Origin of the sequence: Bradyrhizobium sp. MOS001 (genome assembly GCF_004634465.1) — a bacterium.
Lineage (GTDB): Bacteria > Pseudomonadota > Alphaproteobacteria > Rhizobiales > Xanthobacteraceae > Bradyrhizobium > Bradyrhizobium barranii.
The window spans coordinates 34,217-54,280 of sequence record NZ_SPVJ01000017.1 but is presented as its reverse complement, the minus strand read 5'-3'; the positions used below and the strand labels follow the sequence as shown (position 1 = coordinate 54,280).

The following is a 20,064-nucleotide window of genomic DNA, read 5'->3' as shown; positions in this document are numbered from 1 at the left end:
TCCCTAGGCCACCCTCCACCTCCCGTCCCCCGCGCGCTTCAGCGCGGGGTCGCTCACCCGCACATGCTCGGCCAGGAAATCGATGAACGCGCGCACGCGCGCGGGCAGGGGCGCGGTGTGGCCGACATAGACGGCGTGGATGTCTTCGCGGTCGCCGGGATTGTAGCTTTGCAGCACCGGGACGAGGCGGCCCGATTCGATGTCGGGGCCGATGTGGAAGAGGGCGAGGCGGGCGAGGCCGACGCCGCCGAGGGCGAGGCGGCGGGCGATCTCGCCGTCGCTGGCGCGCGCGGCCGGAGGCGGCATGGCTTCCTCGGTGCGGTCGCCGCGCCGGAATGGCCAGCCGTCGCGGATGCGCGGAAAGGTCCAGCCGATGCCGCGGTGCTCAGTGAGATCCGCCGGCGTCTTCGGCGTGCCGAAGCGCGCCAGATAGTTTGGGGTGCCGACGACGACCATGCGGCTGGTGCCGAGCTTTCGCGCGACCAGGCGTGAAGCTTTCAGCGGCCCGACGCGGATGGCAATATCGGCCCGTTCCTGCATCAGGTCGATCAGCGTGTCGGTCAGCACGAGGTCGAGTGTGACCTCGGGATGGCGTTCGAGGAAGCGGGGAATCAGCGGTAGGACGTGCAGCATGCCGAAGGGAATGTTGCAGTTGACCGTGAGGCGGCCGCGCGGCGCAGCACCTGAAGCCGCCTCGCGCTCGGCCTCTTCCATCTCTCCGAGAATGCGCACGGCGCGCTGGTAGAAGGCCTGGCCCTCCTCCGTGAGCGTCAGCTTGCGCGTGGTGCGGTTGATCAGCCGCGAGCCGAGGCGCGTCTCCAGCCGCGAGATCAGCTTGCTGACGCCCGACGGCGTCAGGCGCAGTTTTCGCGCGGCCTGGGTGAATCCGCCGAGATCGACGACGCGGACGAAAACCTCCATCTCGGCGGAGCGGTTGGTGTCGAAACGGGCCATATTGAATTCACGTCACAAATGATTGGATTGCGGACATCCTAATGGTTTTGCTGCGCTGCGGCTATCTGCGTGGCTCGTCCCTCGCATTGGAGCCACGCATGCCTCCCGCCGTCCTCGCCCTCACCGCCGGTGCCTTCGGCATCGGCACCACCGAGTTCATCATTATGGGCCTGTTGCTCCAGGTCGCCGCGGACATGCATGTCTCCGTGCCGGTCGCGGGGCTGCTGATCTCCGGCTATGCGCTCGGCGTCTTCGTCGGCGCGCCTGTGCTGACGCTGGCGACGCGGCGGATGCCGCGGAAAACCGTCCTTCTCGCCCTGATGGCGATCTTCACGCTCGGCAACGCGGCTTGCGCGCTGGCGCCGAACTACGAATGGCTGATGGCGGCGCGGGTGCTGACCTCGCTCGCCCACGGCACCTTCTTCGGCGTCGGCTCGGTGGTCGCCACCAGCCTCGTCGCGGAGGACAAGCGCGCGTCGGCGATTGCGACCATGTTCATCGGCCTGACGGTCGCGACGCTCCTGGGCGTGCCCTTCGGCGCCTGGTTCGGCCTGATGCTCGGCTGGCGCGCGGCATTCTGGGCGGTGACGGTGATCGGCGTGATCGCCTTCGCAGTGGTGGCCACATTCGTGCCCGGCCATGTCGGCAATGGCGACAAGCCGATCTCGCTCTCCGAGGAGATCGCGGTGCTCGGCCGGCCGCAGGTGCTGCTCGGCCTTGCCATGACCGTGTTCGGCTTTGCCGGCCTGTTCGTCGTTTTCACCTATATCCAGCCGATCCTGACGCGCTTCGCCGGTTTCTCGGAAGCCGCGGTGTCGCCGATCCTGCTGGTGTTCGGTGCAGGTCTCGCGATCGGCAACGTCGCCGGCGGCAAGCTCGCCGATCGTGGCCTCGCGCGTGCCCTGATCGGCACGCTCGCTGCGCTCGCCATCGTGCTGCTTGGCCTTGCCGCCATGCTGTCGGTCAAGATCGCAGCCATCGCCCTGATCCTGCTGCTCGGCATCGCGGCCTTTGCGACCGTCGCGCCGCTCCAGCTTCGCGTGCTGGAAGCCGCCGGCCCCAGCGGCCGTACGCTCGCGTCCAGCCTCAACATCGCCGCCTTCAATCTCGGCAACGCGCTCGGCGCCTGGGCGGGCGGCGTCACCATCGACCGCGGGCTCGGTCTCTCCGCGCTGCCGCTGGTCGCGGCCGGCATCACGGCCGTCGGTCTCGTGCTTGCGCTATGGAGCCTTCAGCTCGATCGAACGCAGTCCGCAGTCGCGGCGTGCCCGGCGGAATAGGAGAATGATCATGGAATATCGCAATCTCGGCGCTTCCGGCCTCAGGGTACCCGTCCTCAGCTTCGGCACGGGCACGTTTGGCGGCGAAGGCCCGCTGTTCTCGGCCTGGGGCCGCAGCGGCGCTGACGAAGCGCGCAGGCTGGTCGATATCTGCCTCGAGGCCGGCGTCAATCTGTTCGACAGCGCCGATGTCTATTCGAACGGCGCGTCAGAGGAAATCCTCGGCGCCGCGATCAGGGGACGCCGCGACAAGGTGCTGATCTCCACTAAGATGAGCCTGCCGATGGGCGACGGTCCGCTCGATGCCGGCTCTTCGCGATATCGTCTGGTCGCCTCGGTCGAAGCAGCGCTGCGGCGGCTCGGCACCGATTACCTCGATCTGCTCCAGCTCCATGCCTTCGATGCGTTCACGCCGATCGAGGAGGTGCTGTCCACGCTCGATACGCTCGTACGTGCCGGCAAGCTGCGCTATGTCGGTGTTTCCAATTTCGCCGGCTGGCAGCTGATGAAGTCGCTCTCAATTGCCGAACGGCACGGCTGGCCGCGCCATGTCGCGCATCAGGTCTATTATTCGCTGCTCGGCCGCGACTATGAATGGGAACTGATGCCGCTCGCTCGCGACCAGGGCGTCGGCGCGCTGGTCTGGAGCCCGCTCGGCTGGGGCCGGCTCACCGGCAAGATCCGGCGCGGCGAGCCGCTCCCTGCGAACAGCCGTCTGCACGCCACCGCGCAGTTCGGCCCGCCCGTGGATGATGAGCGTCTCTATGCCATCGTCGACGTGCTTGATACGATCGCCGCGGAGACCGGCCGCACCGTGCCGCAAATCGCGATTGCCTGGCTGCTGTCGCGTCCGACCGTATCCTCGGTGATCATCGGTGCCCGCGACGAAGCGCAATTGCGCGACAATCTCGGCGCGGTTGGCTGGTCGCTGAGCGCTGCGCAGATCACGCGTCTCGACGAGGTCAGCGCCGTGATGCCGCCTTATCCCTACTACCCCTATCGCATCCAGGAAGGCTTTACGCGCCTCAATCCGCCGCTGGTGTGACGAACGACTAGTAAAAAGCCGCGATCGCCGTCGCGATTCCCGCTGGAAGATTCGGCTCGTTCTTCAGCGTGTCCAGAAACGCGGGATCGCCTGATACCGTGAGGCCATCCAGCTTGATCGGGTGCAGCGGCTCGGCCGCTGCCGCCACCGCCGCCAAATCCGGACCGGTCCTGACGCCGTTATATTCCAGCCGCGGGCGGAGCTGGACATTGTTGCCGAACTGCTCGTCGAGCGCGAGGCGCCATCCAGTGCGTGACACCGCTCCGCGGGCGATCGCATCGCTCATGGCGAGGCTGTGCGGCTGCAAGGTGCCGAGATTGCCGAGCGCGGCACGGAGGCGGCTCGTCGCCTCCGCCAGCGTGATCCTCTCGATCCCGGGATCCTGGTCGGGCGAGGTGAAGTCGATCACCCGCGCGCTGCTGCCGATCTTGAGCGCCTCGCCGATTCCGCCCGCCTTCTGCATGACCGTCTTCGTCCCATAACGGGCTCGTCCGCCGATGGTGACCAGAACGATGTCCTGCTCGCGCGATTTGATCAGATGAGCGTACGGATCGCCGGTGACTCCTTTCACGACCAGAAGGTCGGCGAACTTGCCATTGGCAATCGTTCCCAGCTTCGTATCCCACTTGAGGATCGCGGCCGGATTGCGCGTCGCCATCGAGACGATGTCGTAGTCGCTGAAGCCGAGATTGAAATGCGCGGACACGACCTTGGCCGCCTTCAGCTCGCCGAGCAGGTTCTTGCTGCCGGACGGCGACCAGTCAGAACCGAGCGCAATGGTGAGGCCGGCCGTGCGCGCGGCAACGACATTGGTCGTCTTTCCGTAGAGCAGGAGATTGCTCAGGGGCGACCAGACGACCTTGGCATGGTTTTCGGCCATCGTTCCGAAGTCGGTCGCATCGAGTGCCGTGCAATGAATGCCGGCGAGTGACGGCTCGATCGCCCAATCTCCCTCGGAATTGCGCAAGGCGAGGAAGTGGCTATGCGCCTTGGTATCGATGCCTTCGCTGAGATGCAGCAGGAAGCACGATGACGATTTCAACTCGTTGTCGAACTTCGCCCAATCCTCGGCATCGATGTCGGGAATCTTCGAGTGTGCCCGCGGCAGATCGGGCGGGCTGCCGATCTCGGCGGCGCGCAACGCGCCTTTGTAATATTTATGGATCGTGCCGCTCCAGTTCGACAGCGTGATCCCCTGGCTCGTCGTGGTGCCGGCGACCATGCACTTGGCTTCGACATAGCGGACCAGGGCCGGCAGCAGCGAGCCGTCGTCGGCCAGCGCGATCGCGCTCATCGGGCCGGTCACCGACGTCTTGTACGATTTGGCGTTCTGCCATTGGTCGCGATTGCCGTAGGGCTGCGGCACGCGCCAGAGCGGCAGGATGTTGTAGCTCAGGTGATTATGCAGCTCGATCAGGCCAGGATAGATGGTGCCGCCGGTCGCCACTGCAACGACGGCCTCGAAGCCTGCCGGGGCCGGCTGTCCCTTGGGTACGATCGCCGCGATGCGATTGTCCTCGATGAAGATCGTCCCGCTCTTGATGACGTCGCCCTCGGCGGTCATCGTCACGATCCGCCCGCTCAGGGCCCATCGTTTCGGGTTGGCAGCCGGGCTCATGGGATCACTCCGTCGGGGATGGTGATCGTGATCGTGCGCCGCTTGGTGGCCGCGTCGGCGCCCTGGCGCACGGCCCATGGCGTGTCTCCGCGCATCCACGCCGGCAGTCCGGCGGGAAGATCCATTGCGATGATGTCGAAGAGCTCGGTCGGCTTGAAGGCGTCCCCATACGGCACGAGCGTCGTCGGCACGTCGGGATGCTGGAGCCCAGGCGCGAGAGCCGCGAGCGCGGCATTCCACTTGGTCAGCATGATCTTGGTGTTCGCGGCCCGCGTCGCGTTATCGTGGGCCGAGCTTTCCGGCCAGGTCGGGTGCGTTATATGCTGATAGGCGAGGGTCTTGTAGGCCTCGCCGTCGGACGTCTTGAGCCAGGCCTTCCACGCCTCGTCGGCGAGGCCGCCGAGTGAGACGACGGCTTCGATATTGCCCGGCGCGAGTACGGCCTTGAACCATTTGTTGCGATACTCGACGATCCCCGGCTCGTTCTTGTGCTTGTTGCCGCCGCTCTGCCCGTAGACGCTGTACAGGAAGGTGTTCACCATCACGTAGCTCCGCGTGATGCCGAGCTTCGCCAGGAAACCTTGCGTCCGGCGGCCCGCAGTGCCGACCAGAATTCTGCGCACGATCGTCTCGTGCTGGGCGGGATCCTGACCGACGACGAGCACACGCGCCGATCCGTCGAGCCGGCCGCGGTGAAAGATCGGCCCCCATTCAATCCGGAAATCGTCGGGATCGTAGGTTTCAGCGGCCGGATAGTCGGCGCACAGATCGCGGAAGGGTTGCTGATCGTATCCGCTGTCGAATTCCACGAGCATGGCAAATGCTCCGATGCGTCGCTGTCAGAATAGCTAGGTCAAAAACCTAATCGCCATGGCACAATCTTGATGGCACAATCTTAGCGGTGGTTTGTTCCACCATTCAACCAGTATATGGGTCAGGAGAGCGGGGCCAAAGGTTCATGCGCGTCTCTCGCGCCGGCCCGTGGCAGAGCGTCGCGGCGACGCGCCATGCAGAAACGCGCCTGTACACGCTCGCGTGATCTCCATAACCTCCGCCGCGCAATTTTTTGGAGATGCGGCGTGGCGAAGAAGACGGCGACGAAGAAGAAAAGTGTTGCAAGGAAAGTAACGAAGACCTCGGTCAAGACGAGCACCGCCCGCAAGATGGCCGTTGCGAAGGCGGTCAAGAAGACGGTCAAGAAGCCGGCACCGCGTAAGGCGGCCACGGCACGCCGTCCGAAAGGTCCGGTCTGGCAATGGTCCGCGGTCGACACCGCAGCCGCGATCCGCAACGGCGCGATCTCCGCGGTCGAGACCGTCGAAGTGCATCTCGAACGGATGCGCGCCGTCAATCCGCGGCTGAACGCGGTTGTCGTCGATCTCAGCGAGGAAGCGCTGAAGGCTGCGCATGCGGCCGACAAGCAGCGCGCCAGGGGCGGCGCGCTCGGCCTGCTGCACGGCGTGCCCATCACGATCAAGGAGAATGTCGACTACGAAGGCCGGCCGAATTTCAACGGCGTGCCCGCCAACAAGGATTTTGTCGCGCCGTCGGACTCGCCCGTGGTGCGCAATCTCAAGAAAGCCGGCGCGATCGTCATCGGCCTCACCAACACGCCGGAATTCTCCTTCCGCGGCTTCACCGACAATCCGCTACACGGGCTGACGCTGAACCCCTGGGATCCGAACATCACCTGCGGCGGTTCCTCGGGCGGAGCGGGCTCGGCGGTCGCCGCCGGCATCGGCACCATCGCCCATGGCAACGACATCGGCGGCTCGCTGCGCTGGCCGGCGCATTGCAATGGCGTCGCCACCATCAAGCCGACGCAGGGGCGCATCCCCGCCTTCAACGGAAGCGCCACGGCCGAGCGGCCGATGCTGGCGCATCTGATGTCGGCGCAGGGCCCGCTCGCCCGTCACGTCGGCGACGTCCGCCTCGCGCTCGATGTGATGAGCCAGCGCGATCCGCGCGATCCCTGGTGGGTGCCGGCGCCGCTGGCCGGGCCGAAGCCGAAGGGACCGATCAAGGTCGCACTGGCCAGGATTCCGGAGGATATGGACGTCGATCCATCCGTCCGCGCGGCGCTGCGTCAGGCCGCCGATCACCTGGAGCGTTCCGGCTATCGCGTGACCGAGGTCGATGTCCCCGACATCGACGGGGTCTGGCAGACCTGGTGCGACATCATCACCAACGAGACCGTGGTGATGCAGGAGGCCGGTATGTTGAAGGTGACGTCCGAGGACTTCCACAAGGCCTGGGGCGGCATGAAGACCAAGGCCAATGTGCTCGATCTCAAGGCCTGGATGCAGGCGACGGCCGCACGCAACGGCCATATCCGCGCCTGGCAATTGTTCTTCGAAGAGTATCCGGTCGTGCTGGCGCCGACCACGGTGAAGCCGACGCCGGGACCGCGCGACGACACCGTCAGCGCCGATCGCGTGAAGGAAATCTTCTGGGGCGAGATCCGCTTCATCTCCGCCATCAACGTGCTGGGCTTGCCCGGCGCGGTGGTGCCGGTGACCTTGCATGACGGCAAGCCGATCGGCGTGCAGCTGATCGCCGGCCGCTATCGCGAGGACCTCGCGCTCGATGCGGCGGCCGCGATCGAGAAGCGTGCCGGTGTGCTCGCTCACCGGCTCTGGGAGACGATGGAGTAGGGAGTACTCTCACCCTCTCCCCTTCTTGTGGGAGAGGGTGGCATAGGCGGCCTTCGGCCGCCGTCCTTAGAACGCCGATGCTTTGCATCGGCTATGGCAAAGCGGCGAGACGGGTGAGGGGTCTCTCCCCACAGGCGAGCATTTAGCCGTATGGATAGATACCCCTCATCCGGCGCTTCGCGCCACCTTCTCCCGCAAGGGGAGAAGGGAAGCACCGTCACTGCCGCGTTGACTCGCAGCAATTCATTAATCCAATTCGATTCAAGTTTTAGCCAATTCACCAACAATCGTTAGGGTTACTTCCTCGATCTCTAGGCGAATTATTGTCCGCTTTACCACCCACCTCTAACAGAGGAGCGGCGGACAACGCACATGCCTCATACAGGCCAATAAGTGCGGCCCGCTCCACGCGGAGGTGGCACGATGCGCAACGAGACGATCGCTATTCACGCCGGCTACGAGCCCGAAGCCACCACGCACGCAGTTGCGGTGCCGATCTACCAGACCGCCGCCTATGCCTTCGACAGCGCCGATCACGGCGCCGCGCTCTTCAATCTCGAGGCCGAAGGTTTTCGCTACAGCCGCATCGCCAATCCGACCAGCGCGGTGCTGGAGAAGCGTATCGCCCAGCTCGAAGGCGGCGTCGGCGCGCTCGCGGTCGCGACCGGCCAGGCTGCGCTGCATTTCGCCTTCGTCAACGTCGCCGATCACGGCGGCAACATCGTTTCCGTGCCGCAGCTCTACGGCACCACGCACACGCTGCTCTCGCACATCCTGCCGCGGCAGGGCATCACCGGCCGCTTCGCCGAGAGCGACAAGCCGGATGCGATCGCAAAACTGATCGACGAGAACACGCGCGCCGTGTTCGCCGAGACCATCGGCAATCCCGCCGGCAATGTCTGCGACATCGAGGCTCTCGCCAAGATCGCGCATGCGCACGGCGTGCCGCTGATCGTGGACAACACCGTCGCGACCCCGATCCTGCTCAAGCCGTTCGACTACGGCGCCGACATCGCCGTGCATTCGCTGACCAAGTTTCTGGGCGGCCACGGCACCACGCTGGGCGGGGCCATCGTCGATTCCGGAAACTTCCCCTGGGCGAAGCACGCCGACCGCTTCCCCGGCTACAACAAGCCTGACGCCTCCTATCACGGCCTCGTCTATGCCGAGCGCTTCGGCAAGACCGCCTATATCGAGCGCGCGCGGAGTATCTATCAGCGCACCATGGGCTCGGTGCTGTCGCCGTTCAACGCCTTCCTGCTGCTCCAGGGCATCGAGACCGTCGCGCTGCGCATGGAGCGCCATGTCGAGAACGCCCGCAAGGTCGCCGAATTCCTGCGCAAGGACTCGCGCGTTGCCTGGGTCAACTACACCGGCTTTCCGGACAGCCCGTACTATCCGCTGGTGCAGAAATATCTGGACGGTAACGCCTCCTCGCTGTTCACCTTCGGCATCAAGGGCGGCATGGAAGCAGGCAAGACCTTCTACGATGCGCTGAAGCTGATCACGCGCCTGGTCAATATCGGCGATGCCAAGTCGCTGGCGTGCCATCCGGCCTCGACCACCCACCGGCAGATGTCGGCGGAGCAGCAGCGCGTCGCCGGCGTGCTGCCGGAGACGATCCGCCTCTCGATCGGCATCGAGCATTCCGCAGATATCATCGAGGACATCGACCAGGCGCTCGAGAAGGCCTGCCCGTCGGCACGCCTCCAGGCCGCGGAGTAGGCGACGGCGCCGATGACGATCTTGATCGACAGGGATCAAGGTATATCGAGCCCGGCGCTGGTGCCGGCCGAAGGCGATTTCGCGCGCGACCAAGGTTTCGCCGATCTCACGATCGGTCTGATCAACAACATGCCGGATCCGGCGCTGAAGGCGACCGAGCGGCAGTTCATGCGGCTGCTCCAGGCGGCCGCAGGTCCGCGCCGCATCCGTTTCCATTGTTTCTCGCTGCCCTCGGTGAAGCGGTCGCCCGAGGCGAAGTGGCATGTCGAGAGCGAATATTCGGAACTCAGCGAGCTCAGGCGCCACAAGTTCGACGGGCTGATCGTGACCGGCGCCGAGCCGGTCGCGCCCGAGCTCGACCAGGAGCCGTATTGGCGCGACCTCACCGAGCTGATCGACTGGGCCAAGGTCAACACGCGCTCGACGATCTGGTCGTGCCTCGCCGCGCATGCGGCGGTGCTGCATCTCGACGGCATCGTGAGGCGGCGGCTCCCGGCCAAATGTCACGGCATTTTCGACTGCGAAGCTGCGACGAACGATGCGCTGACGCGCGCTGCGCCTGCGCCCCTCAAGGTCTCGCATTCCCGCCTGAACGAGATCGCCGAGAGCGACCTCACGCAGGCCGGCTACCAGGTGCTGACGCGTTCGGCAAAGGCCGGCGTCGATATCTTCGTCAGGCAATATGCCAGCCGCTTCGTGTTCTTCCAGGGCCACCCGGAATACGATGCGCTATCGCTTCAGCGCGAATATCTGCGCGATATCGGCCGCTATCTCGCGCGCGAGCGCGAGGCTTATCCGCACCTGCCCGTGAGTTATTTTGACGCAGCGACCGAAGAGAAGCTCGCCCGCTTCGAGAAGAAGGCGACCCAACAGCGCCACCCCGCGCTCACCAACGAACTGCCTGCGCTGAATCTGCGCGCCGATATCGCCGCTGGCAGCGCCGCGGCGGCGCTTTTCCGCAACTGGCTGCAATATCTCGGTGCGGAAGCCGATATTTCGGTCCTGGCACGCTAGACGAAGGGCGTTGGTTCCGCATTAGGATTACCCGGGCGTTAGGCTTGCCTCTACCAGTGCACGAATGTTTCAGTAGAGAAACAAGGGAATCGCAGGAAACGCAGTCGTGTGGTCGGCACTCCAGGGACGCGTGAGCAATCGGCTGGCCCGGCATTTTCGTGCCGCGCCGCACCGGCTGCCTGCGCATGCGCCGATGGTGAGCTTTACGTTTGACGACGCGCCCGATAGCGCTGCAGGCGAGGGCGCCGAGCTTCTCGAGGGGCATGGCGGCCGCGGCACCTATTACCTCGCCGGCAGCCTGATCGATCGTCCGTCGGATCATTGGCACGGCCTGTCGAACGACGCGATCGTGCGGCTTCACCTGGCCGGTCACGAGATTGCCTGCCATACCTTTTCGCACCAGAGCTCGGCCGATCTCGACGAGGCCGCCATGGCGCGCGAGATCGAGCGTAACCGCAGCCATTTCCACGGCATCGATTCCTCGATCGTGCTGGAGAACTTCGCCTACCCCTATGGAATCGCCTCGGTCTGGCGCAAGCCGCAGCTTGCAAAGGCCTTTCGCTCCGCGCGTGGCATCCTTCCCGGCGTCAATCGCGACGTCATCGACCTCCAGTTCCTGCGCGCCTCGCCTCTGGTCGATCGCGAGATCGATCTTGCGGGCGTCGATCGCTATTTCGACGAGGCGGTGACAAGCGGCGGATGGCTGATCTTCTACGGCCACGACGTCGCCGACGCGCCAAGCCCCTACGGCTGCACGCCGCACCTGATGCGCCATGCGCTGGAGGCGGCCGGGAAGCGCGACATGCCGATCGTGACGGTCGCGGAAGCGCTGCGACGGATCGGGGCGTAGCTTCTTCTTCCTTCTCCCCTTGTGGGAGAAGGTGGCATAGGCGGCCTTCGGCCGCCGTTCCTAGGAACGCCGAAGCAAAGCTTCGGCTATGGCGCCGGATGAGGGGTATGTCTCCACCGAGCAAGCTTTACCGAATCCGTGGATAGATACCCCTCACCCGTCTCGCCGCTACGCGGCGATCCACCCTCTCCCGCAAGGGGAGAGGGGAAGAGTCCTGCCTGCCATCCAAACAGTCTTGCCATGCCCGCGCGGTCATGCGACTGGCCTTGTGACGAATCCTACGGCCTTGCACCGACACACCCATGTCCGCTCCCTCCACCGCCCCGCTGCCTGCGCCGGCCAACGGCCGCGACGCGCTGTCGGTGCTGCATTCGGTGTTCGGCTTGCCGGGGTTCCGCGGCGCGCAGGGCGAGATCATCCGGCACGTCACGGATGGCGGCAATTGCCTGGTCTTGATGCCGACCGGCGGCGGCAAGTCGCTGTGCTATCAACTGCCGTCACTGCTGCGCGAAGGTTGCGGTATCGTGGTGTCGCCGCTGATCGCGCTGATGCGCGACCAGGTCGCCGGCCTGCTCGAGGCCGGGGTCAACGCCGCGGCGCTGAACTCGTCGCTGACGCTGCAGGAAGCTTCCGACATCGAGCGCCGCCTGATCGCGGGCGATCTCGACCTGCTCTATGTCGCGCCGGAACGCCTGGTGACGCCGCGCTGCCTGGCGCTGCTGGCGCAGGCGAAGGTCGCGCTGTTCGCGATCGACGAGGCGCATTGCGTCTCGCAATGGGGCCATGACTTCCGCCCCGAATATGTCGGCCTCTCCATCATCGCCGAACGTTTTCCGAACGTTCCGCGCATCGCGCTGACCGCGACCGCCGACGATCTGACGCGCAAGGAGATCGTCGAGCGCCTCCGGCTCGCCGACAGCCCGCAATTCGTCTCCAGCTTCGACCGCCCGAATATCCGCTACGAGATCGTCGACAAGCGCAACGCAGTGTCGCAGCTGAAAGAATTCATCCGGGAGCGGCATGCGGGCGACGCCGGCGTGGTCTATTGCTTGTCGCGCAATCGCGTCGAGGAGGTTGCCGCCGCGCTCGACGACGCCAGCATTGCGGCGCTGCCCTATCACGCCGGGCTCGACAGCAGCATACGCTCGCGCAACCAGGACCGGTTCCTCAACGAGGACGGCATCGTCATCGTCGCGACCATCGCCTTCGGCATGGGCATCGACAAGCCCGACGTCCGCTTCGTCGCCCATCTCGATCTGCCGAAGAGCATCGAGGCCTATTATCAGGAGACGGGGCGCGCCGGTCGCGACGGCAAGCCGTCGGCGGCCTGGATGGCCTATGGTCTCTCCGACATCGTGCAGCAGCGCCGCATGATCGACGAGTCCAGCGGTTCTGACGATTTCAAGCGGGTGTCGATCGGCAAGCTCGACGCACTGGTCGGCCTCGCCGAGACTGCGCAGTGCCGGCGCAAGCGGCTGCTCGCCTATTTCGGCGAGGCCGAGTCGGCGAACAATTGCGGCAATTGCGACAACTGCCTGACGCCGCCCAAGATGCGCGACGGCAAGGTGCTGGCGCAGAAGCTGCTGTCCTGCGCCTATCGCACCGGGCAGCGTTTCGGTGCGATGCAGCTGATCGACGTCCTGATTGGCCGCCTCACCGAAAAGGTGACGCAGTTCGGCCACGACAAATTGTCCGTGTTCGGCATCGGGCGCGAGCTGAACGAGAAGCAGTGGCGCACTGTGCTGCGGCAGCTGGTGGCGATGGGGCATTTGTACAGCGACAGCGAGGCGTTCGGCGCGCTGAAGCTGACGGAGAGCGCGCGCGGTGTGCTACGCGGCGAGACCGAAGTCTGGCTGCGCGAGGAAGCGCCAGGCACGCGTGTTCGCGCGAGCCGGACAAAATCCCGCCGTGGTGACCTCGCGCCTGCGGCCAACGCGCCGCAGGGTGATGTCGATCCCGAATTGCGGGCGCGGCTGAGGTCCTGGCGTTCGGACATCGCGCGCGAACGCGGCGTGCCGGCCTATGTCGTGCTGCACGATGCCACTATCGACGGCATCGTCCGGGCGTGGCCGACGACGCTGGACGAGCTCCGCAACGTGCCCGGCATCGGCGACAAGAAGCTCGAGCATTACGGCGACGAGCTGCTCCAGATCGTCAAGGCGCGGTAGGGCTTCTCGTCATCCCGGACAAGCGCAGCGAAGCGGAGCGCAGATCCGGGATCCATACCGCGTGATTTATCTTGGGGCACGTGGGGAGACGTTCTTCGCCAAACATCTCCCTGGGGTTATGGGTCCCGGGTCTGCGCTTACGCTTGCCCGGGACGACAGCGAGTGGAGGCGCGAGGTACGGCGCTGCCTCAGCCGTTCCGGAATGCGTAACCGTAGCCGTTGAGCGCCGGCGCGCCGCCGAGATGGGCGTAGAGAATCTTTGCGCCCTTCTCGAAATGGCCCTTTTGGGTCAGGTCGATCAGGCCTTGCATCGATTTGCCCTCATAGACAGGGTCGGTGATCATCGCCTCTAACCGTGCGGTGAGGCGGATCGCTTCCTTGGTCTCTTCCGACGGCACGCCATAGGCGGGATAGGCGTAGTCCTCGATCAGCACGACGTCGTCTTCGACGATGTCCTTGCCGAGCTCGACGAGCTTTGCGGTGTTCTGCGCGATCGAGAGCACCTGCGCTTTCGTCTGCGCCGGCGTGAACGACGCGTCGATGCCGATCACCTTTCGCGCACGGCCATCCGCCGCAAAGCCGACCAGCATGCCGGCATGGGTCGAGCCGGTGACGGTGCAGACCACGATGTAGTCGAACTTGAAGCCGAGCTCGGCTTCCTGCTTGCGCACTTCCTCGGCGAAGCCGACATAGCCGAGCCCGCCGAATTTGTGCACGGATGCGCCGGCGGGAATCGCGTAGGGCTTGCCGCCCGCCGCCTTCACCTCCTCGATCGCCTGCTCCCAGCTCTTGCGGATGCCGATGTCGAAGCCGTCGTCCACCAGGCGCACGTCGGCGCCCATGATGCGCGACAGCATGATGTTGCCGACGCGGTCGTAGACGGCGTCCTCGTGCGGGACCCAGGCTTCCTGCACCAGGCGGCACTTCATGCCGATCTTGGCGGCGACGGCGGCGATCATGCGGGTGTGGTTGGACTGCACGCCACCGATCGAGACCAGCGTGTCCGCGTTCGAGGCGATCGCGTCCGGGATGATGTATTCGAGCTTGCGCAGCTTGTTGCCGCCATAGGCGAGGCCGGAATTGCAGTCCTCGCGCTTGGCATAGATCTCGACATTGCCGCCGAGATGCTTCGACAGCCGCTCCAGCTTCTCGATGGGCGTCGGGCCGAAGGTCAGCGGATAGCGCGCGAATTTGTCCAGCATCATTGGGTCATCCCGATTGGCGTTGAATTGGCTAAAGCGCCTAGCACTGCCGTGGGCAAATGTGCTTTCAAATATTGCGCAGCAACTGTCGCAAAGCTTGCAGCCTAGCGTCCAATAGATCTACTTTCTTCCAGATTAGAGCCAAAGACCGAGAGCTTCTTCCATGGCCGCCCGACTCGACCGCACTGACCTCAAGATGTTGAGATTGCTGCAAAATAACGGCCGGCTGAGTAACGCCGAGCTGGCCGAAACCGTCGCCATCAGCCCCGCCACCTGCCATCGCCGCACCCAGCGCCTGTTCGAGGACGGCTTCATCGCCGCGGTCCGCGCCATGGTCGCGCCGAAGAAGGTGGCGAAGGGCACGCTGGTGATGGTCGGCGTCGTGCTCGACCGCTCGACCCCGGAGAGTTTTGCCACCTTCGAGCAGGCGATCACCAGGCTGAAATGCGTGCTCGACTGCCACCTCGTCGCCGGCGACTTCGACTATTTCCTCAAGATCCGCGTCGGCGACATGGAGGATTTCAACCGCATCCACGGCGAACAGCTGATCGCACTGCCCGGCGTGCGCCAGACCCGCACCTTCTTCGTGATGAAGGAGGTCGTCGACAACGCACCGCTGGAGTTTTGAGCCATAGCGTTTTCCAGCGAAGTGGAAACCGGTTCGCGTCATAAAACGCGTCAAAACAAAATCCAGTGCACTTGATGCGCGATCCGCATCATGGGAGGTTCAGGCGATGCAGACATTTCCCTTCCGCCACCTCAATCCGGCCGGGCCGGCCTATCGGCGCGGTTGGGTGGACGAGGCCGTCGCCGCGATCGAGGCCGACCAGTGCCGCACGGCGGACACGCATCTGATCCGGCTGATCGTGCCGGCGCTATCAGGCATCGATATCTATCTGAAGGATGAGTCCACGCATCCGACCGGCAGCCTGAAGCACCGCCTTGCGCGCTCGCTGTTCCTCTACGCGCTCTGCAACGGCCACATCCGCGAAGGCACGCCCGTGGTCGAGGCCTCGTCGGGATCGACGGCGGTGTCGGAAGCCTATTTCGCGCAGATGATCGGCGTGCCCTTCTACACCGTGATGCCGCGCACGACCTCGGCGGAGAAGATCGCCGCGATCGAGCATTATGGCGGCAACTGCCACCTGATCGACGACGGCCGCGCGCTCTACGCGGAAGCCGCCGCGCTCGCTACGCGGCTGAACGGCCACTACATGGACCAGTTCACCTTCGCCGAGCGCGCCACCGACTGGCGTGGCAACAACAACATCGCCGAATCGATCTTCACGCAATTGGCGGGCGAGCCGCGGCCGATCCCGGACTGGATCGTGATGGGCGCCGGCACCGCCGGCACCTCGGCCACCATCGGGCGGTACTTGCGCTATCGCCAGTATCCGACACGGCTGTGCGTCGCCGATGTCGAGCATTCCGCCTTCTTCGATTGCTTCCGCACGCAGGACCGCTCTCACGTTTGCGAACGCCCATCGTTGATCGAGGGCGTCGGCCGGCCACGCTGCGAACCCTCCTTCGTCCCCGGCGTGGTCGACCGCATGATGAAGATCCCGGATGCGGCAACGATCGCGGCGATGAACGTGCTGTCGCGCCGGCTGCGCCGCGCGGTCGGCGGCTCCACCGGCACCAACTTCCTGGCACTGTGCCGCCTCGCCTCGGAGATGCGACAGGCGAACGTATCAGGGTCGCTGGTGACGCTGATCTGCGATTCCGGCGAGCGCTACCGGCAGACCTATTACGAGCCCGAATGGCTGAAGGGGCGCGGCCTCGATCCTGCGCCGTTCGAGGCGGCCCTGTCGTCGTTCCTCACGACGGGCGAGCCACTGACGCTCGATGTCGACGACGTCGCAAATCCGCAGATCGTACCAAGCCCCGAGGCATCCTAGCCGACGTTTCCCTGCCACTTCCAAAATGGCACGACCGTCACGGCAACTTCACTTGCCTTGCACGCACACGCGGGTGAGCTTCGCCTCTTCTCAACGAGGAGATCCCCGCCGTGCGCCTTCCCATTCTCGATCCGAAAGATCTGACCGACGAACAGAAGCCCCTCTATGACGACATGCGAGCCGGCATCAAGGACCACTTCAAGGGCTTCGTGAACATGCGCGACGACGGCGCGCTGCTGGGGCCGTGGAATCCCTGGATCCGCGAGCCGCGTTTCGGCAAGCCGGTGTGGGAGCTGGTCAAGGCAATCGCATCGAACCCGCTGCTGCCGGCCCCGGTGCGCGAGGTCGCGATCCTCGTCACCGGTTCGCATTTCCGCTCCGGTTACGAGCTCTATGCTCATGTGCTCGTTGCCGAGCAGCGCGGCCTCTCCGACGAGAAGCTCGCGACCATCGTCGCGGGCCAGCGGCCGGTCGATCTCACCAAGCAGGAGGCCGTCGCCTACGACGTGGCGTCCGCATTGGTCAGCGGCGGCGTGCTGCCGGAATTGACCTGGCGCGCCGCGGTGAAGGAGTTCGGCGAGCACGGCGCGGCCGAACTGTCCTATCTCGTCGGCGTCTACTGCATGGTCTCGGTCACCCTCAACACGTTCGACGTGCCGGTGCCGGAGTAGACGCTGCGTCCTTCGATCACTCCGCCGCCTTGCCTGCAGGCGGCGGGGGCGCCCAGGCGATGCAGCGATTGCGGCCTTCGGCCTTGGCCTGGTAGAGCGCATGATCGGCCGCGCCCATCAGCGCGTCGATGCCGGAAATGCTGACGGTGGCTTCCGCCATGCCGATGCTCACGGTGAGGCCGAACTGAACCTTGTCGGCAAAGACCTGCGCGCTCATCACGCGCTTGCGGATGCCGCCGGCAAGCCGCTCGGCAGCGTCGTGCCTCTGCGTACCGCCAGCGCTTCGAATGCGGCCGACAATGATGTGTTGCCGAAGCCGAGCCCGAGCGTGCCGGCGGGTGGATCGTCGCATAGATCGTGCGAAGATCGAGGTAGATGTTGGGGACATCGGGCTTTGCCGGCGCGTCGTCCTCATCGTCGGCAGCGAAGGCAGTGCCTGCCGAGATCGCCAGACAAAGCAGTCCCATCGCGACAGCGCGCGCGAAGCCTGGCGATGCGATGGGCCGTGATGGGACACGTGACAATCCGACGCGTGGCGATTTGATGACGGAACCGTTGTTGGATGGAACGTGATCGCTCGTGGGGTCAAGCGGTATCCGTAAGCGATGGACGGCACGGATGTGCGCGGCTACCCTGCCGTGATCGCACTGACACACGCGCCGGCCGGAGTGCGGGCCGGACATTGGAAGGACACAGCCATGAACACGTCACGCCGCATCCTGCTCACTGGTCTGGCGGGCCTCGCTGTCGCTCCGACCGCGGCGGCGGCTAGCGTACCGTCGGCCGAGCCCGGTGACGTGACGGTCGCCGAAGAGCGATTCGCGCGCACGATTGCCGCCGCCCATGCCCCTGACGTCACCTGCGCACGGCAGGCCGAACGCTATGCGGATGCGCATTGGCTGGAATACGTCGTGGCGGCGCGGGCCGTGCTCGGCGCGCGCGCGTGATGCCTTCTTCCCTTCTCCCCTTGTGGAGAAGGTGGCGCGAAGCGCCGCTACGCGGCGATCCACCCTCTCCCACAGGGGGAGAGGGTAAGAAAGCGCCTCATTTCTCCACCGCCCGCCGAACCTGTTCGCCGATCTGCGACAGCACGAGCTGCGCCTGCGGCAGGATCGCGCCCATGGCATGGAAATTGTGGACCATGCCATCATGGCAGACGTGCTCGACCGCGACGCCCGCGGCGAGCAGCTTGCGCGCATAGGCATTGCCCTCATCGCGCATCGGATCGAATTCGGCGGTGTGGATGATCGCGGTCGGCAGGCCTGCAAGCCGCGTCGCGCGCAAGGGCGAGATACGGGGGTCGGCGGTGTCGATGCCATCAGGCAGATAATCCGCGAGATCGGCTTCGATGGTGGCGCGATCGATCAGATGGCCTTCGGCGAATGCCTCGCGCGAAGGCGAGGTCTCCTCGAAATCCAGCACCGGGCAGATCAGGCATTGCGCGACGATCGAGAGGCCGGTGGTCTGCATCGCTTCCTGGCACACGATCGCAGCGAGCGTGGCGCCGGCGGAATCGCCGCCGACCACCAGCCGTTCGGCGTCGATGCCCAGCGACGAAGCTTGCCGCGCGACCCACTCCGTGGCCGCGATCGCATCAATGACGGCGGCAGGAAATTTGTACTCAGGCGCGAGCCGGTAATCGACCGAGACGAGGCGACAGCCGGTTACATGCGCCAGCGCCGCCGCGATGCGGTCATGCGTCGCAATGCTGCCGGCCACGAGCCCGCCGCCATGAAAGAACACGAAGCCCGGCGCGTGGTCGCCGGCTGATGCGGGCGAATAAAGGCGATAGGGCAGCTCTCCGCCGGGACCCGGAAGCGTGCCGTCGGCGGTGGTCACATCCGGCGCATCAGTGCGCGCAAACTGCATCAGCTTGGCCAGCGACTGCCGCCGTGCCTCCACGCTCGGCCGGCTCCGCCCCTGCGGGGCGGCCGCAGCCATCATGGTCAACAAACGCCTTGCAAGCGGATCAAGCGGCATGGATCCTTCTCCCCTCGTCGGAGAGGGTAACGCACCATATCCCAGCAGGGAATCATTTAGACATTGGGACAATAGTGCCCGGGTATGTCCAAGGGAGGCCGGTCATGGCCGAGATCAAGAAACCGATCGAATATTCGCCGAGCTGGACCTTCTTCGAGGGCAAGTGGCACGACGGCAACGTGCAGATCATGGGCCCGCGCACGCATGCCGCCTGGCTCAGCTCGGTCGTGTTCGACGGTGCGCGCGCGTTCGAGGGCGTCGCGCCCGACCTCGACCGTCACGTCGCCCGCGCCAACCAATCCGCGATCAATTTTGGCCTGAAGCCGGTGGTCGACACCGGCACCTGGCTTTCGCTCGCACACGAAGGCATCGCGCGCTTCGCCGCGAATGCTGAGCTGTACGTCCGCCCGATGTACTGGGCGCAGAACGGTTCGGGCGGCGGCGTGCTGTTCGACCCCGAGACGACCAATTGGTGCCTGTGCATCTACGAGGCGCCGATGCCGAAACCCGTCGGCAACGCTATCACGCTGTCGCCGTTCCGCAGGCCCACCGCCGAATGCGCGCCGGTCGAGGCCAAGGCCGCCTGTCTCTATCCGAACAATTCGCGCGCGCTCGCGGAAGCCGCCGGGCGCGGCTTCCAGAACGCGCTGATGCTCGACATGCTCGGCAATGTCGCGGAGTTCGGCAATTCCAACGTGTTCATGGCCAAGGACGGCGTGGTCTACACGCCGGTCCCGAACGGCACGTTCCTGAACGGCATCACGCGCCAGCGCGTCATCAGCCTGCTGCGCGGCGACGGCGTTACCGTGGTCGAGAAGACGCTGCGCTATGCCGACTTCCTCGCTGCCGACGAGATTTTCTCGACCGGCAATTTCGCCAAGGTCGCCCCCGTCATCCGCATCGACGATCGCGAGCTGAAGCCGGGCCCGCTCTACACTAAAGCGCGCAAGCTCTATTGGGACTTTGCGCATGCGGTGAAGCTGGCGGCGTAGGGCGCCGCACTTT

At 65.3% G+C, this 20,064-nt stretch carries 18 protein-coding genes; 12 read left to right on the top strand and 6 right to left on the bottom strand.

Annotated features, from left to right (window positions below):
- Positions 1–3: 3 nt before the first annotated feature.
- A complete protein-coding gene (locus tag CT676_RS21670) occupies positions 4–954 on the bottom strand; it encodes a LysR family transcriptional regulator (RefSeq protein WP_135215347.1) in 951 nt (316 codons plus the stop codon).
- 98 nt (positions 955–1,052) lie between these two features.
- On the opposite strand from CT676_RS21670, the gene CT676_RS21665 reads away from it, so the two are divergent.
- A complete protein-coding gene (locus tag CT676_RS21665) occupies positions 1,053–2,234 on the top strand; it encodes an MFS transporter (protein ID WP_085403703.1) in 1,182 nt (393 codons plus the stop codon).
- 10 nt (positions 2,235–2,244) lie between these two features.
- Positions 2,245–3,279, top strand: coding sequence for an aldo/keto reductase (locus tag CT676_RS21660; protein WP_085403627.1), 1,035 nt, complete (start codon positions 2,245–2,247; stop codon positions 3,277–3,279).
- Positions 3,280–3,286: 7 nt separating this feature from the next.
- Here the strand turns inward: CT676_RS21660 and CT676_RS21655 are convergent, their stop codons facing one another.
- Together CT676_RS21655 and CT676_RS21650 are read right to left on the bottom strand one after the other, a co-directional pair.
- On the bottom strand, positions 3,287–4,897 hold the full coding sequence (locus CT676_RS21655; RefSeq protein WP_135215346.1) for an amidohydrolase family protein: 1,611 nt from the start codon (positions 4,895–4,897) through the stop codon (positions 3,287–3,289).
- Positions 4,894–5,712: a uracil-DNA glycosylase gene (locus CT676_RS21650; protein ID WP_085403625.1), complete on the bottom strand. Its 819-nt coding sequence runs from the start codon at positions 5,710–5,712 to the stop codon at positions 4,894–4,896. Before CT676_RS21650 ends, CT676_RS21655 begins: the two co-directional genes overlap by 4 nt.
- 264 nt (positions 5,713–5,976) lie before the next feature.
- Between CT676_RS21650 and CT676_RS21645 the strand changes: the two genes are divergently transcribed.
- The 5 genes from CT676_RS21645 (at position 5,977) to recQ (ending at position 13,308) form a co-directional block, all read left to right on the top strand.
- Complete coding sequence (locus CT676_RS21645; RefSeq protein WP_085403624.1) at positions 5,977–7,551, top strand: amidase family protein; 1,575 nt, start codon at positions 5,977–5,979, stop codon at positions 7,549–7,551.
- Between the two features lie 423 nt (positions 7,552–7,974).
- Positions 7,975–9,276 carry an O-acetylhomoserine aminocarboxypropyltransferase/cysteine synthase family protein gene (locus tag CT676_RS21640; protein WP_085403623.1) on the top strand — a complete coding sequence of 434 codons (1,302 nt, stop codon included), beginning with the start codon at positions 7,975–7,977 and terminating at the stop codon, positions 9,274–9,276.
- A 12-nt stretch (positions 9,277–9,288) separates the two neighbouring features.
- The gene (locus CT676_RS21635; RefSeq protein ID WP_085403622.1) at positions 9,289–10,290 is read left to right on the top strand and encodes a homoserine O-succinyltransferase; all 1,002 of its coding nucleotides are present in this window, start codon (positions 9,289–9,291) and stop codon (positions 10,288–10,290) included.
- Positions 10,291–10,396: 106 nt separating this feature from the next.
- Complete coding sequence (locus CT676_RS21630) at positions 10,397–11,140, top strand: polysaccharide deacetylase family protein (RefSeq protein ID WP_085403621.1); 744 nt, start codon at positions 10,397–10,399, stop codon at positions 11,138–11,140.
- Between the two features lie 302 nt (positions 11,141–11,442).
- Complete coding sequence (gene recQ / locus CT676_RS21625) at positions 11,443–13,308, top strand: DNA helicase RecQ (RefSeq protein WP_085403620.1); 1,866 nt, start codon at positions 11,443–11,445, stop codon at positions 13,306–13,308.
- Positions 13,309–13,496: 188 nt separating this feature from the next.
- Here recQ and CT676_RS21620 read toward each other — a convergent pair whose 3' ends face one another.
- Entirely contained in the window at positions 13,497–14,510 is a 1,014-nt protein-coding gene (locus tag CT676_RS21620) for a 1-aminocyclopropane-1-carboxylate deaminase (RefSeq protein ID WP_028153143.1), read from the bottom strand.
- A gap of 163 nt (positions 14,511–14,673) precedes the next feature.
- Here CT676_RS21620 and CT676_RS21615 point away from each other — a divergent pair, with 163 nt between their 5' ends.
- The 3 genes from CT676_RS21615 to CT676_RS21605 all read left to right on the top strand — a co-directional run bounded on the left by CT676_RS21615 (position 14,674) and on the right by CT676_RS21605 (position 17,079).
- Positions 14,674–15,138, top strand: a complete 465-nt coding sequence (locus CT676_RS21615; RefSeq protein ID WP_038943290.1) for an Lrp/AsnC family transcriptional regulator — start codon at positions 14,674–14,676, stop codon at positions 15,136–15,138.
- A gap of 106 nt (positions 15,139–15,244) precedes the next feature.
- On the top strand, positions 15,245–16,408 hold the full coding sequence (locus CT676_RS21610) for a PLP-dependent cysteine synthase family protein (protein ID WP_135215345.1): 1,164 nt from the start codon (positions 15,245–15,247) through the stop codon (positions 16,406–16,408).
- A gap of 110 nt (positions 16,409–16,518) precedes the next feature.
- On the top strand, positions 16,519–17,079 hold the full coding sequence (locus CT676_RS21605) for a carboxymuconolactone decarboxylase family protein (protein ID WP_028149518.1): 561 nt from the start codon (positions 16,519–16,521) through the stop codon (positions 17,077–17,079).
- Positions 17,080–17,095: 16 nt separating this feature from the next.
- Here CT676_RS21605 and CT676_RS44140 read toward each other — a convergent pair whose 3' ends face one another.
- The gene (locus tag CT676_RS44140) at positions 17,096–17,296 is read right to left on the bottom strand and encodes a diguanylate cyclase (protein ID WP_094184333.1); all 201 of its coding nucleotides are present in this window, start codon (positions 17,294–17,296) and stop codon (positions 17,096–17,098) included.
- 481 nt (positions 17,297–17,777) lie between these two features.
- On the opposite strand from CT676_RS44140, the gene CT676_RS21590 reads away from it, so the two are divergent.
- Entirely contained in the window at positions 17,778–18,026 is a 249-nt protein-coding gene (locus CT676_RS21590; protein ID WP_071916977.1) for a hypothetical protein, read from the top strand.
- A 97-nt stretch (positions 18,027–18,123) separates the two neighbouring features.
- On the opposite strand, the gene CT676_RS21585 is transcribed toward CT676_RS21590, so the two are convergent.
- Entirely contained in the window at positions 18,124–19,059 is a 936-nt protein-coding gene (locus CT676_RS21585; protein WP_135215344.1) for an alpha/beta hydrolase, read from the bottom strand.
- Positions 19,060–19,163: 104 nt separating this feature from the next.
- Here CT676_RS21585 and CT676_RS21580 point away from each other — a divergent pair, with 104 nt between their 5' ends.
- Entirely contained in the window at positions 19,164–20,051 is an 888-nt protein-coding gene (locus CT676_RS21580; protein WP_135215343.1) for a branched-chain amino acid aminotransferase, read from the top strand.
- Positions 20,052–20,064: the final 13 nt, after the last annotated feature.